Origin of the sequence: Microbacterium sp. JZ31, assembly GCF_016805985.1 — a bacterium.
Classification (GTDB): Bacteria; Actinomycetota; Actinomycetes; order Actinomycetales; family Microbacteriaceae; genus Microbacterium.
Genome location: NZ_CP017661.1, coordinates 120642 through 134641, shown reverse-complemented (window position 1 = coordinate 134641; position 14000 = coordinate 120642). Strand labels below are relative to the sequence as shown.

Annotated in this window: 13 protein-coding genes; 8 read left to right on the top strand and 5 right to left on the bottom strand. The window is 71.6% G+C overall.

All coding sequences use genetic code 11. The features are described from left to right. The first annotated feature begins 16 nt into the window (after positions 1 to 16). Positions 17 to 2212, top strand: coding sequence for an alpha-galactosidase (locus BJP60_RS00640; protein WP_238439481.1), 2196 nt, complete (start codon positions 17 to 19; stop codon positions 2210 to 2212). A gap of 13 nt (positions 2213 to 2225) precedes the next feature. On the opposite strand, the gene BJP60_RS00635 is transcribed toward BJP60_RS00640, so the two are convergent. Beyond that, complete coding sequence (locus tag BJP60_RS00635; protein ID WP_238439480.1) at positions 2226 to 3254, bottom strand: LacI family DNA-binding transcriptional regulator; 1029 nt, start codon at positions 3252 to 3254, stop codon at positions 2226 to 2228. Positions 3255 to 3361: 107 nt separating this feature from the next. On the opposite strand from BJP60_RS00635, the gene BJP60_RS00630 reads away from it, so the two are divergent. The 4 genes from BJP60_RS00630 (at position 3362) to BJP60_RS00615 (ending at position 8635) form a co-directional block, all read left to right on the top strand. Further along, a complete protein-coding gene (locus tag BJP60_RS00630; protein WP_203136894.1) occupies positions 3362 to 4288 on the top strand; it encodes a carbohydrate ABC transporter permease in 927 nt (308 codons plus the stop codon). 1 nt (position 4289) lies between these two features. Next, the gene (locus BJP60_RS00625; RefSeq protein ID WP_203136893.1) at positions 4290 to 5201 is read left to right on the top strand and encodes a carbohydrate ABC transporter permease; all 912 of its coding nucleotides are present in this window, start codon (positions 4290 to 4292) and stop codon (positions 5199 to 5201) included. A 37-nt stretch (positions 5202 to 5238) separates the two neighbouring features. Next, positions 5239 to 6561, top strand: coding sequence for an ABC transporter substrate-binding protein (locus BJP60_RS00620; RefSeq protein ID WP_203136892.1), 1323 nt, complete (start codon positions 5239 to 5241; stop codon positions 6559 to 6561). 79 nt (positions 6562 to 6640) lie between these two features. Continuing rightward, a complete protein-coding gene (locus BJP60_RS00615; protein WP_203136891.1) occupies positions 6641 to 8635 on the top strand; it encodes a beta-galactosidase in 1995 nt (664 codons plus the stop codon). Positions 8636 to 8672: 37 nt separating this feature from the next. Here the strand turns inward: BJP60_RS00615 and BJP60_RS00610 are convergent, their stop codons facing one another. Beyond that, positions 8673 to 10118 carry a class-II fumarase/aspartase family protein gene (locus tag BJP60_RS00610; RefSeq protein WP_203136890.1) on the bottom strand — a complete coding sequence of 482 codons (1446 nt, stop codon included), beginning with the start codon at positions 10116 to 10118 and terminating at the stop codon, positions 8673 to 8675. A gap of 179 nt (positions 10119 to 10297) precedes the next feature. Here BJP60_RS00610 and BJP60_RS00605 point away from each other — a divergent pair, with 179 nt between their 5' ends. Genes BJP60_RS00605 through BJP60_RS00595 form a run of 3 tightly spaced genes read left to right on the top strand, consistent with a single transcriptional unit; the run spans position 10298 to position 12269 of the window. After that, positions 10298 to 10675, top strand: a complete 378-nt coding sequence (locus BJP60_RS00605) for a GntR family transcriptional regulator (protein ID WP_203136889.1) — start codon at positions 10298 to 10300, stop codon at positions 10673 to 10675. Further along, positions 10672 to 11583 carry an ABC transporter ATP-binding protein gene (locus BJP60_RS00600; protein WP_203136887.1) on the top strand — a complete coding sequence of 304 codons (912 nt, stop codon included), beginning with the start codon at positions 10672 to 10674 and terminating at the stop codon, positions 11581 to 11583. The genes BJP60_RS00605 and BJP60_RS00600 overlap by 4 nt, the downstream gene beginning before the upstream one ends. Then, the gene (locus tag BJP60_RS00595; protein ID WP_203136885.1) at positions 11580 to 12269 is read left to right on the top strand and encodes a hypothetical protein; all 690 of its coding nucleotides are present in this window, start codon (positions 11580 to 11582) and stop codon (positions 12267 to 12269) included. Before BJP60_RS00600 ends, BJP60_RS00595 begins: the two co-directional genes overlap by 4 nt. A 15-nt stretch (positions 12270 to 12284) precedes the next feature. Here BJP60_RS00595 and BJP60_RS00590 read toward each other — a convergent pair whose 3' ends face one another. The 3 genes from BJP60_RS00590 to BJP60_RS15460 are packed head-to-tail and all read right to left on the bottom strand — an operon-like array spanning position 12285 to position 13998. Beyond that, complete coding sequence (locus BJP60_RS00590) at positions 12285 to 12605, bottom strand: chorismate mutase (protein ID WP_203136883.1); 321 nt, start codon at positions 12603 to 12605, stop codon at positions 12285 to 12287. A gap of 56 nt (positions 12606 to 12661) precedes the next feature. Further along, entirely contained in the window at positions 12662 to 13213 is a 552-nt protein-coding gene (locus BJP60_RS15465; protein ID WP_336244355.1) for a lactonase family protein, read from the bottom strand. Beyond that, positions 13150 to 13998 carry a lactonase family protein gene (locus BJP60_RS15460; protein ID WP_336244354.1) on the bottom strand — a complete coding sequence of 283 codons (849 nt, stop codon included), beginning with the start codon at positions 13996 to 13998 and terminating at the stop codon, positions 13150 to 13152. The genes BJP60_RS15465 and BJP60_RS15460 overlap by 64 nt, the downstream gene beginning before the upstream one ends. Positions 13999 to 14000: the final 2 nt, after the last annotated feature.

Below are 14000 nucleotides of genomic sequence, written 5' to 3'. Positions count from 1 at the left end.
TGGATAGGATCGCGGGGTGACTGCCGCCGTCGAAACCGCCACCGCGGGCCCGGTTCTGCTGCGCGCCGCGGGCACGAGCGTCGTGGTGGCGCTGGACGGCGCTCCTCGCATCCTGCACTGGGGCCGCGACATCGGCGAGCTCCGCGCCGACGACCTGGTGGCGCTCGCCACGTACGACTCGATCGGCACATCGGGCTCGGAGCCGGACGTGCCGCGCGTGCTCGCGCTGTGGGCGAGTGAACGGGACGGCTGGGTCGGCACGCCGACCGTCTCCGGCCACGCGAACGGGGCGGCCACCACGCCGCGGCCGCGGCTCGTCTCGCACGAGGTGCAGCGCGAGGCGGATGCCCAGCGGCTCGAGGTGCGTCTCGTCGACGAGATCACGGGCCTGACGGCCGACATCCGGCTCACGCTCGACCGCCACGGCGTGCTGGCCGTCGACCAGTCCCTCACCCTCGCGGACGGCGCCGAGCCCTACACGCTCGACGGTGCCATCGCGCTCATGCCGGTCCCGCAGCGGGCGGCCGAGCTGCTCGACTTCACCGGCCGGTGGTGCCGGGAGCGCGCCCCGCAGCGCACACCGTTCGGCTTCGGCGCCCACGTGCGCCGCTCGCGTCGCGGCCGGCCCGGGCACGATTCGCCGTTCCTGCTCATGGCGGGAACCGCGGGCTTCGGCTTCCGGTCCGGGGAGGTGTGGGCGACGCACCTCGCCTGGAGCGGCGGCCAGCACTATCTCGCCGAGCGCCTGCCGGAGGGCGCCGGCTCGCACGCCGGCGTGATCGGGGCGGGTGAGGGACTCGCCGCCGGCGAGGTCGTGCTGGCGCCCGGCGGTGTGCACCGGGCCCCCACCGCGCTGTTCGTCTGGTCGGATGCCGGCATGGACGGCGCGGCGGCGCGCCTGCACGACCGGCTGCGCTCGCGCACCGCGCACCCGTCGTCCCCGCGCCCGCTCGTGCTGAACACGTGGGAGGCCCTCTACTTCGACCACGACCTCCCGACGCTCGAGCGGCTCGTCGAACGCGCCGCGCGCGTGGGCGTGGAGCGGGTCGTGCTGGATGACGGCTGGTTCGGCTCGCGGCGCGACGCCACGCGCGGTCTCGGCGACTGGTACGTCTCGCGCGAGGTCTGGCCCGAGGGGCTCTCTCCCCTCGTGGACGTGCTGCGCGGGCACGGCATGAGCTTCGGGCTGTGGGTCGAGCCCGAGATGGTCAACGAGGACTCGGATCTGGCCCGGGCCCATCCGGACTGGATCCTCGGCCCCGCGCAGGGGCCGGGCGTCACGATGCGCGGCCAGCAGGTGCTCGACATCTCGCGGCCGGACGCGTGGTCCTACCTGCGCGACCGGATCTCCGCGCTCGTCGAGGAGTACGGGATCGCGTACCTGAAGTGGGATCACAATCGCGAGCTGCTGGAGGCCGTGGCGCGGCGCGATGGTCGCGATCGGCCGATCGTGCGCGAGCAGACCCTCGCCCTGTACCGCCTCATGGACGAGCTGCGGCGGCGGCATCCGGGACTCGAGATCGAGTCGTGCGCGGCCGGCGGCGGGCGCATCGACCTGGGCATCCTCGATCGCACGGATCGCGTCTGGACCTCGGACTGCAACGACCCCGTCGAGCGGGCGCGCATCCAGCAGTGGACGGGGCTGCTGCTGCCGCCCGAGCTCATCGGCGGGCACGTCGGCCCGCCGACCGCGCACACGACGGGTCGCACGACGAGCCTCGCCTACCGCCTCGCGACCGCGCTGTTCGGCCACGCCGGCGTGGAGTGGAACCTGCTGGAGTGCTCCGACGAGGAGCTCGCGGCCATCGGCGCCTGGGCGACGCTGTACCGCGAGCTGCGGCCCCTGCTGCACAGCGGCCGCGTCGTGCACGCCGACGGCCTGGACGCGGGGGCCGCGCTCGAGGGCGTCGTGGCGCATGACGGATCCCGCGCGGTCTACCGCTGGAGCCGCACCGAGACGTCCCCGCAGACCCGCTCGGGCGTCGTGCCTCTCCCCGGGCTCGGGGCCGTCGGCGTGGAGCGGGTGCGCGTGCGCATCCGCGAGGAGTTCGGCGTCGCGCGCACGATGAGCGACGTCGAGCCGGCGTGGGTGGACGCGGCACGGCGCCCGGACGGAGTCGTGCTGCCGACGGCGGCGCTGACGACGGTGGGCCTGCCTCTGCCGGCGCTCTCGCCCCAGCAGGCGATGATCATCGACGTGCAGGCGGTCTAGCGACCTCGACCCGTCAGCGGGGCGGCGCCGTGCTCTCGCGCACGATGAGCTCGGTCCCCACGATCGTGACGCGCGGGCCCGCCGCCGGCCCCGATCGCACGAGCTCGAGCGCGGACGCGACGCAGCGGTGCCCGACGTCCGCGAAATCCTGGTGCACCGAGGTCAGCGGCGGCGCGTAGCCCCGACCGTCGGCCGTGTCGTCGAACCCGACGACGCTCACATCGTGCGGCACCCGCCTGCCCGCCTCGGCGAGCGCGCGGTACAGGCCGAGGGCCATCTGATCGTTCGAGCAGAACACGGCCGTGCACTCCGGATCGGCGGCGAGGTCGCGGCCCGCGCGATAGCCGGACTCCACGCTCCAGTCGCCCCGCAGCATCGCGGGCACGTCGCGACCCGCGTCCCGCAGGGCCGCGCGCCACCCCTCGATGCGCCGCGCCGCGGGCCGAGACGGCTCCGGACCGGCGAGATGGTGCACCGTGCGATGACCGAGGCCGAGCAGGTGCTCCGTCGCCTGCCGGGCGCCGCCCGCCTGATCGGTGTCGACGATCACCCGCGCCTCGGGTGCATCCGGATCCATGTAGACCACGGGCACCCCCGGCGGCAGCATCTCGGCGGCGTGCACGAGCATCGGCGCCTCCAGGTTCAGGATGAGCGCGTCGACCGTGAGCTCCTGCAGTCGCGAGAACACCCGGTCGACGCCCGCCTGGCTCGTCGCGTGCACGGGGATGAGCGTCGTGGCGTAGCCCTCCGCGGCGGCCGACAGGGCGATGGCCTCGATCGTGCGCACGTCGCCGAGCGAGGACAGCGTGTGGGAGAGCACGCCGAGCGTACGGAACGAGCCCAGCTTGAGGGCGCGTGCGGCGCTGTTCGGGCGGTAGCCGAGCTCGTCCATGGCGCGGATGACGCGCTGACGCGTCTCGGGCACGACGGTCGCGGTGCCGTTCGCCACGCGCGAGACGGTCTGCATCGACACCCCGGCGCGTGCGGCGACGTCGGCCATCGACACGCGGCGGGTCCCGCGCCGCACCCGGTTGTCAGACATGGTGGCATCACCGTATCGCGTCCGCCGGTGTTGCGAGTTCGCACGGGATGTGGTGATGTTTACGTAAACATCCGCGGCCGGACGCAAGGAGGCGAGCTGCAGCGATGATGACGTCAGCACCGACGGTGACCGCAGAATCGGTACGGCCGCCCTCGCGCCGTGCCCGCCCCGCGGGCGGGCGATGGACCGGCTGGGGGTTCCTGGCGCCCTTCGCGCTCGTGTTCGTCCTGGTCTTCATCGCGCCGATCCTGTACGCGCTGTGGCTGAGCCTGTTCCGCAACCAGCTGGTCGGCGGCAACGCCTTCGTCGGCCTCGACAACTACGTCGCCGCGTTCGGCGACGCCGCGTTCTGGGCGGGCGTCATCCGCGTGGGGCTGTTCCTGCTCATCCAGGTGCCGATCATGCTGTTCCTGTCGCTGCTCGCCGCGCTCGCGATCGACAGCGGACGGCTGTACGGCGCCGGGTTCTTCCGGCTGGCGATCTTCCTGCCCTACGCCGTGCCCGCCGTCGTGGCGGCCCTGATGTGGGGCTTCATGTACGGCACGCGCTTCGGGCTGGTCGGCAACCTCAACGACTTCTTCGGCGTCCAGCTGCCCAACCTGCTCTCGCCCGAGCTCGTGCTCGCCTCGATCGGCAACATCGTCACCTGGGAGTTCCTGGGCTACAACATGCTCATCTTCTACTCGGCGCTGCGCGTCATCCCCACCTCGCTGTACGAGGCGGCGGCCATCGACGGCGCCAGCCAGTTCCGGATCATCCGCGCGATCAAGCTCCCGGCGATCCGCGGCTCGCTCGTCGTGGCGACCATCTTCTCGATCATCGGCAGCTTCCAGCTGTTCAACGAGCCGAGCATCATGCAGTCGCTCGCGCCCAACGCGATCACGACGTCGTTCACCCCGAACCTCTACGCGTACAACCTCGCGTTCACGGGGCAGCAGCTCAACTACTCCGCGACGGTCGCGATCATCATGGGCCTGATCACGATGATCATCGCCTACGTCGTGCAGCTGCGCGGGATGCGGAAGGCCGACTGACATGACGACGACCCGCCTGCTCACCGTCTCTTCCGCGACCACGCGCCGCCGTCCCTACGGCACCGTGGACAAGCCGCGCCGCAGCATCCTGCTCACGGTGCTCACCGGCATCGCGCTCGTCTACTCGCTCATCCCGCTCATCTGGCTGTTCATCAACGCCTCGAAGACGCAGAGCGACCTCTTCAGCACGTTCGGGCTCTGGTTCGGCGGCGAGTTCGCCCTGTTCGACAACATCGGCCGCGCCCTGACCTACGACGACGGCATCTTCCTGCGGTGGTTCGGCAACACGCTGCTCTACGTCGTGGTCGGCGCCGGCGGCGCGACCCTGCTGGCGGTGCTCGGCGGCTACGCGCTGGCGAAGTACGACTTCCCCGGCAAGCGCGCCGTGTTCGCCGTGATCATCGGAGCCGTCGCGGTGCCCGGCACCGCGCTGGCCGTGCCGACCTTCCTCATGTTCAGCTCCATGGGCCTGACGGACACGCCGTGGTCGGTCATCATCCCGTCGCTCATCTCGCCGTTCGGCCTGTACCTGATGTGGACGTTCGCCAGCGAGGCCGTGCCGACCGAGCTCATGGAGGCCGCGCGGATCGACGGGGCCAGCGAGCTGCGCATCTTCGGTCAGGTGGCCCTGCGGCTCCTGGCGCCCGGCTTCGTCACGGTGCTGCTGTTCACCATGGTGGCCACGTGGAACAACTACTTCCTGCCGCTCATCATGCTGCGCGACCCCGACTGGTACCCGCTCATCATCGGTCTGAACCAGTGGAACGCGCAGGCGGCGACAGCCGGCGGCACGGCGATCTTCGATCTCGTCCTGACCGGATCGCTGCTCACGATCGTGCCGCTCATCATCGCCTTCCTGTTCCTGCAGCGGTACTGGCAGTCCGGCCTGGCGGCCGGATCCGTCAAGGAATGACCCCAACCCATCCAGCACACGAAGAAGTGAGAATCGCATGACCCGGATCACCCCCCGGACGCGTCGCGTCCTCATCGGCACCGCCGTCACCGGCGTCGCCACGCTCGCCCTCGCCGGCTGCACGGGCGGCGGCGGCGAGGCCGACACCGACCAGGCCCTGGAAGAGGGCGGCACCATCACCGTCTGGGCGTGGGAGCCCACGCTCGAGCAGGTCGTCGAGGACTTCCAGGCGGACAACCCCGGCGTGACGGTCGAGCTCGTCAACGTCGGCACCGGCATCGACTCGTACACGGCGCTGTCGAACGCGATCACCGCGGGCAACGGCCTGCCCGACGTCGCGCAGGTGGAGTACTACGCGCTGCCGCAGTACGCCCTGCAGGACGCGCTGCAGGACCTCACGGAGTACGGCGCCGACGAGTACGAGGGCACCTACGCCCCTGGCCCCTGGTCGTCCGTGCAGTCGGGCGACCAGATCATCGGCCTGCCGATGGACTCGGGCCCCATGGCGCTGTTCTACAACAAGGACGTCTTCGACGAGTACGGCATCGAGGTGCCCACCACGTGGGACGAGTACCTCCAGGCGGCCCGCGACCTGCACGCCGCCAACCCCGACGTCTACATCACGAACGACTCCGGCGACGCCGGCATGGCGGCGTCCATCATGTGGCAGGCGGGCGGCACGCCCTGGACCGTCGAGGACACCACGGTGAGCTTCGACCTCGAGGGCGACGAGGGCGCACAGCGCTACGCCGAGGTCTGGCAGACCATGCTGGACGAGGACCTCGTCTCGCCGATCTCCGGCTGGTCCGACGAGTGGTTCGCCGGCCTCGCCGACGGCACCATCGCCACCCTTCCCATCGGCGCCTGGATGCCCGCCAACCTCGAGGGCAGCGCGCCCGACGGCGCCGGCGCGTGGCGCGTGGCCGAGATGCCGCAGTGGGAGGAGGGCGTCGCGACGTCGTCCGAGAACGGCGGCAGCTCGCTCGCCATCCCGCAGGATGCCGAGAACAAGGAGCTCGCCTACGAGTTCATCGAGTACGCCAACGCGGGCGACGGCGTGCAGACCCGCCTCGACGGGGGCGCATTCCCCGCGACGGTCGCCGACCTCGAGTCGGAGGAGTTCCTGAGCGAGGAGTTCGACTACTTCGGCGGCCAGAAGGCCAACGAGGTGTTCGCCGCGTCCTCCGCCGCGGTGGTCGAGGGCTGGCAGTACCTGCCCTTCCAGGTGTACGCCAACACGGTCTTCAGCGACTCGGTCGGCCAGGCCTTCCTCGGCCAGACCACGATCGCCGACGGCCTCGCCGACTGGCAGTCCACGCTCGAGGACTACGGCACCGAGCAGGGCTTCACCATCGAATGACCCGAGATGGGGCGGGGTCCGGCTGCGGACCCCGCCCCATCCCCTTTTCTCGACGACTCAGAAGGACCTCTCTCCCCGCATGCAGAATCACCGCTGGCTTCGCACGCCCGACGGCACACCCCGACGCATCTCGTACGGCGCCGACTACAACCCCGATCAGTGGCCGCGGGAGGTGTGGGACGAGGACGTCCGGCTGATGAAGCAGGCGGGCGTCGACGTCGTGTCGGTCGCCATCTTCTCGTGGGCGAAGCTGCAGCCCGCCGAGGGGCAGTGGGACTTCGCCTGGCTGGACGAGGTCATCGACCTGCTGCACGCGAACGGCATCGGCGTCGATCTCGCCACCGCCACGGCCTCGCCGCCGCCGTGGCTCACGACCCTGCACCCCGAGGTGCTCCCCGAGACCGCCGACGGCCAGATCGTCTGGCCGGGCGGCCGGCAGCACTGGCGTCCGACGTCGCCGGTGTTCCGCCGTCACGCGCTGGCCCTCGTCGAGAAGCTCGCCGAGCGGTACGGCGCGCACCCCGGCGTCGTCGCGTGGCACGTGAACAACGAGCTCGGCTGCCACAACGCCTACGACTACTCGGACGACGCCGCGCGCGCGTTCCGCGTGTGGCTGGAGGCGCGGTACGGCGGCATCGAGGGCCTCAACCACGCGTGGGGCACGGCGTTCTGGTCGCAGCGCTACGGCTCCTTCGACGAGATCCAGCCGCCCCGCCGCTCCTACGCCTTCCCCAACCCGACCCAGCAGCTCGACTTCGCGCGCTTCTCGTCGGATGCGCTCAAGGACCACCTGATCGCCGAGCGCGAGATCCTGAACCGGCTCACCCCCGACATCCCGGTCACGACGAACTTCATGATCATGGGCGAGACGCGGCACGGCGACTACGCCGACTGGGCGCACGAGGTCGACTTCGTCTCGAACGACCACTACGTGACCGAGGGACGCGACGAGCTCGCGTTCTCGGCCGCGCTGACGAGCGGCGTGGCGGGCCACCGGCCCTGGTTCCTCATGGAGCACTCCACGAGCGCCGTCAACTGGCAGCCGATCAATCGCCCCAAGCACGGCAACGAGCTGGTGCGCGACTCGCTCACCCACGTCGCGCACGGCGCCGACGCCGTCTGCTACTTCCAGTGGCGGCAGTCCGCCGCGGGGGCGGAGAAGTACCACTCCTCGATGGTGCCCCACGGCGGCGAGGACACCCGGGTGTACCGGGAGGTCGTGCGGCTCGGCGGCATCCTGCAGGATCTGCAGCCGGTCGCCGGCTCCGATCGCGAGCCGTCGCAGGTGGCGATCCTGTTCGACTGGGACTCGTGGTGGGGCAGCGAGCTCGACTCCCACCCCACGGACCGGCTGCGCTATCGCCGCGAGGCCGTGGAGTGGTGGACGGCGCTGATGAACGCCGGCATCCGCGCCGACGTGGTGCCGGCGGACGCCGACCTCTCCGGCTACCGCCTGGTGATCGCGCCCGTGCTGTACGCGGTCTCGGAGGAACGGCGCGCGCGCCTGGAGGCGTATGTGCACGGCGGCGGCAGCCTCGTGGCGACCTACTTCTCGGGCATCGTGAACGCGGACGACCGCGTGTGGCTCGGCGGCTACCCCGGGGCGCTCGCGGAGCTGCTCGGCATCCGCGTGGAGGAGTTCCGCCCGCTGTGGGACGACGAGACGATCGGCCTCTCCATCGGAGCGCGCGGCAGGCTCTGGAGCGAGCCCGTCGACGTCGTCGCGGACGACGTCGAGGTGCTCGCCCGCTACACCGAGAGCGAGCTGGACGGCGGCGCCGCCGTGACGTGGCGCCGGGCCGGCGACGGCGCGGCGGGATACGTCTCGACCAGTCTCGGCGTCGACGGACTCGCCGCACTGCTGCCGCTGCTCCTCGAGCGCGCGGGCGTCGCGTCCGAGCTGCCCGAGCCGCTGCGCGGCACGGTCGAGCTGGCGGTGCGGCGCGCGGGCGACTCGCGCGTGCGCTTCCTCATCAACCGCACGGACGACGAGGTGCGCCTGGACGGCATCGAGGGCGAGTACCTCGTGGGCGACGCGGTGCTCGCGCCCCGCGGCGTCGCCGTCGTGCGCTGATCCGCGACCCGCGGTCCGCCGCGCGCAGCAGCCGGGTTCACTCCCCGGCGACCGCTTCGCGCGCGCGGCGGGCCGCCTCGCGCGCGATGTGCGGAGCGAGGCCGACGTGCCCCGCGGGATCCAGCAGCGCGCGGATCCGCTCGGCCGGCAGGGCGATCCGGACGCGCGGGTCCGACACCAGCAGCGCCTCGAAGTCCTCGCCCTCCGTGGCGCAGCGCATCGCGGCCTCGTAGACGATGCGGTGCGCCTCGTCGCGCCCGATCTCCTCGCCGAGCGCGAGCATGACGGCCTCGGATCCGATGAGGTTGCCGCTCAGCTCCAGGTTGCGGCGCATGCGCTTGGGGAACAGCTCGAGCCCCTCGAGGATCACCTTCAGCCGCATCAGCATGTCGCCGGTCGCGACGAGGCACGTCTGCATCGCGGCGTCGATCTTCGCGGTGGCGCCGCCGTCGGCCTCGTGCGCGTGGATCGTGGCGGCGATCGCCTCGGGCACGCTCGCCCGGATGAGCGCCGCGAGATCCAGGACGTCGGCCGAGAGCTTGGGATTGCGCTTGTGCGGCATGGTCGAGCTGCCGACGGAGCCCTCCGGGACGGGCTCGGACACCTCGCCGAACTCGGTCTGCATCATCGTCTCGACCTCGATCGCGATGCGCCCGCATGCCGCGGACAGCAGTGCGAGGTCGGAGATGTAGCCCGACTGCGGTGACAGCAGGGCGCGAGACGGCACCGGCATGGGTTCCAGCCCCAGCAGGTCGGCGACGCGGCGCTGCACGCGCGGGCCGACCTCGCCGAGGGACGCGAAGCTGCCGACGGCGCCGGCCATCATCACGCGCAGGCACGGCCGCACGCCGTGCCCGATCCGGTCGTGGGCGCGCAGCACGTCGTCGATCCACGTGGCGACCTTGAGCCCGAACGTGATGGGCACGGCGTGCTGACCGTGCGTCCGGCCCGGCATGATCATCGTCGCCGACCGCTCGGCGAGATCCGCGAGCGCCGCGAGGCAGTCGAGCAGCAGGCGGTTCACGATCGCGTGCGCCCGGCCGATCAGGATGGCGTGGCCCGACTGCATGATGTTCTGGCTCGTCGCCCCCCAGTGCACCCACCCGCCGGCGCCCTCGCCCGCCGCCTCCGCGAGCTCCTCGATCAGCGGCACGAGCGGGTGGCCCTGCACGCGCATGCCCGCGATCACGCGCTCGCGGTCGAGGTGCGACAGCCGCCCGACCTGCGCGATCCGGCGCGCCGCGTCCTCGGGCACGATCCCGACCTCGGCCTCTGCGCGGGCGAGCGCGACCTCGACGTCGAGCCACGACTGCCAGATGCTCTCCGTCGTGTACAGCGCGCGGATGCCCGCATCCGGCACCGAGTAGTCCGTGAACCTGCCCGCGTCTCCCGCCACCTCCGCGATCGTGAGATCGCTCGCGAGCGGTCCGAGCGACGAGACCGCCGGATACGGCGGGATCGGGACGGGCGCGGTGTCGGGCATGATCACGCTCCCGCGGCGATGGTCTCGGGGCGCGCATGGTCAGAGGGCATGCCAGCAGAGTAGAACGCGCGGCGGGCCCCGCGTCGCGCCGGGACGGGATTTCTCCCCTTCGGTCTTGACACCGCTCCGGTTCAGTGGTTCATTACTTGAGTAACTAACCACACTACCGGAGGTCTCGGGTGATCGAAGAAGGCAAGCCGCTGTTCGTGCAGATCGCCGAGCAGATCGAGGACTCGATCGTCGACGGGAGTCTCGCCGAGCTGGCGCAGGCGCCGTCCACGAACGAGCTCGCCGCTTTCTACCGGATCAACCCGGCCACCGCCGCGAAGGGAGTCGCGATGCTCGTCGACAAGTCCGTGCTCAGCAAGCGCCGCGGCATCGGCATGTTCGTCGCCGACGGCGCGCGCGATCTGCTGCTGCGAGAGCGCCGCGAGGCGTTCGCCGAGCGCTACGTCGCTCCCCTCCTCGCCGAGGCCCGCAAGATCGGCCTCGACCCCGAAGACCTCGCCGTGCTGATCCGCGAGCACGGCACAGCCCCCACCGAAAGGACATCATGACCGCCGTCATCGAGGCGAGGAACCTCACCAAGCGGTACAAGGACAAGCTCGCACTGGACGATGTGAGCTTCGACATCGAGCAGGACACGATCTACGGATTCCTGGGCCGCAACGGCGCCGGCAAGACGACCGCGATGTCGATCCTGACCGCCCAGAACTTCGCGACCTCCGGATCCGTCCGCGTGTTCGGCGAGCACCCGTACGAGAACGCACGCGTGCTGAGCCGGATGTGCTTCGTGCGCGAGAGCCAGAAGTATCCGGACGACTCCAACGCCCGGCACGCGCTGGCCGCCGCGCGGCTGTTCTTCCCCCGCTGGGACCAGGACCTCGCCGACCGGCTCGTGGACGACTTCCAGCTGCCCATGAAGACGACGATCAAGAAGCTCTCGCGCGGCCAGCTGTCGGCGGTCGGCGTGATCATCGGCATCGCGTCGCGGGCCGAGATCACGTTCTTCGACGAGCCGTACCTGGGCCTCGACGCCGTGGCACGGCAGATCTTCTACGACCGCCTGCTGGCCGACTACTCCGAGCATCCGCGCACCGTGCTGCTGTCGAGCCACCTGATCGACGAGGTCTCGAACCTCATCGAGCGCGTGCTCGTGATCGACCAGGGCCGCATCATCATGGACACCACGACCGACGAGGCGCGCGAGCGCGCCACGAACCTCGTCGGCGACAGCGCCGCGGTGGAGTCGTTCGTCCGCGGCCGCGAGGTCATCCACCGCGAGAGTCTCGGCCGCGTCACGTCCGTCACGTTCCTCGGCGCGCTGTCGGCCGCGGAGCGCTCCGAGGCGCAGGCCGCCGGCCTCGACCTCGCCCCCGTCTCGCTGCAGCAGCTCATCGTGCGCAGCACCCAGCACGCACGGGCCGACCAGCCCGCATCGATCGAAGAAGAGGTGACCCTGTGAACGCCCGCGTTCTGAACGTCGTGCGCCTGCAGTACATCAACAAGCAGACCTACCTGTGGGTGCCGCTGATCGTGCTCGGCGGCTCGCTCGTGATCTCGTACCTGATCTACGCGATGATCCCGGTCGACGCCCCGAAGTACGGCGGCGGCAGCCAGGCGCCGCTGTGGTACTTCCTGGCGGTCGGCATCCAGTCGCTGACCCTGACGTTCCCGTTCTCGCAGGCGATGAGCCTGACGCGACGCGAGTTCTACCTCGGCACGCTCATCGCGGCCGCCGCCACGAGCGCGATGCTCGCGACCGCCTTCGTCATCATCGGCGGGCTCGAGCTGGCGACGAACGGCTTCGGCGTCAACGGCTACTTCGCCCACCTGCCCTACATGTGGGAGGCCGGGCCCCTCGCGGCATGGGTCGTGTACTTCATCGTCGCGATGTTCTTCTTCGTGATCGGGTTCTGGTGCGCGACCATCTACAAGCGCTGGGGCAGCGCCGTGCTGACCACCGTGCTGATCGGTCTCGGCCTGATGCTCGTCGGCCTCATCTTCCTCATCACGCGGATGAACGCGTGGCCGGAGGTGTGGACGTGGCTCGTCAGCACCGGCGCGCTCGGCCTCGCGCTGTGGGGTGTGCCGGTCATCGCCCTGATGGCCGTCGGCTCGTACTCGACGCTCCGGCGCGCGACCGTCTGATCTCCCGGGTCGGGATCACTCGGCCCGGAACGCTTCGTGGTGGCGGATGACCTCCGCCACCACGAAGTTGAACCATTTCTCGGCGAACTCCGGATCCAGGTGCGCGGCCTCGGCGAGCGCGCGCAGGCGGGCGACCTGTTGCTCCTCACGGGCCGGATCCGACGGCGGCATCGCGTGCCGCGCCTTGAGCTTCCCGACTTGCTGCGTCGCGCGGAACCGCTCGGCCAGCAGGTAGACCAGCGCGGCGTCGATGTTGTCGATGCTCGCGCGCAGGCGCAGCAGCGTCTCGCGCGGATCCTCGGCGGCGGTCGGGTCGGGCGTCGCGGCGTCGGTCATGTGATCGAGATTACCGAGGGCCGCGACCCGCCGAGCGCCGCCCGCGGGCTCGCGGCTCAGCGCGCGGGCAGGATGTGCTGCGGCGACGGCACCGCGAGGCGGTGGCGCACCCGATCCGGCACCCCGGTGCGCTCGTCGATGCCGAGCGAGGCGATCTCGTCCGAGTCCTGACCGGCGACGAGCAGCGTGTCGCGCAGCACCACGTGATGACGCGGCTTGCGGATGCCCGACTCGGCGAGCGCGACAGGCTCGATCCGGTCCCCCTCCCCGCGTACGCGCAGCACCGCGATCGTGTCGCTGCCGCGCAGTCCCGCGTACAGGTACTGCCCGTCACGCGAGCGCGTGAGCTCGGCGCCCTTGTCGCCGGGGAGCGATCCGGGAGAGGCCGCGACGCCCGCACGCAGCGTCCAGCGCCCGTCGGGGCCGGGTGCCAGCACGAACACCTCGCACGTGAACTCCGTCACGACGTACAGGTGTCCGCTGGGGTGCAGCGTCATGTGCCGCGGCCCGGCGCCGAGCGGCAGCGCGACCTCGTGGTCGAGCGTCATGCCGCGCGCCGACGACCGCCAGAAGCGCACGAGGTCGTAGCCCAGGTCGGTCGTGGCCACGAGTCCGCCCGGAAGGAACGCGCTGCAGTGTGCGCGCGGCGTGCGCGGCTCATCCTGCGACGCAGCGGAGGCCCCGCCGAGGTCGACCGCCCCCGCGAGCGGCGCGGCGGGAGGGGTCTCGGGCCGGGGCGCAGGATGTCCCGCACGGCCGGATCATCGAACGGGTTCCGCGACTGGCCGAGCAGCGAGAGGATCTCGTCGAGGCCGGCGTCGTCGCGGATCGCGGGCGTGGGCGTCGAGCCCGCCAGCATGGCGGCCAGCTGCGACGCGTCGGCGCCGCGATCGACGAGCGCGCGCAGGTCCGCCACGCCGCCCTGTTCGGCCACGAGCGTCGCGGCGTCCGGGGCGGGGGCCGCCGCGGTCGCGTACGGGTCGGCCGCGGGCTCGGCCTCGGTGCGCGCGCCGAGGCGCCCGTCCGGGCCGAGCGCGACGTGCGTCACGACCCCGTCGCCCCAGGCCGCCGCCACGAGGTGCGAGCCGTCGGGCGCGACAGCGATGTGGCACGTCGTCTCGCCGGCGTCGACGGTCGGCCCGAGGGGCGCGAGCGTCGCCTCACCCGTGCGGCGGAACGCCGCCACGCAGCCCTCCCCCTCGAGCGCGGCGTACACCACGTCGAGCGACGGATGCGCGGCGAGCCACGTGGGCGACGGCGCCTCGACCGCGTCGCCGAGCATGGTGAGCGGCCCGCTCGCGAGCGGCGAGTCGGCGGCGCCGGCCGTGGCGGCCATGACGCCGCGCGCCTCCTTGCCCATGTCGGCACCGCGTGCGCCGATCCAGATCCTCATGA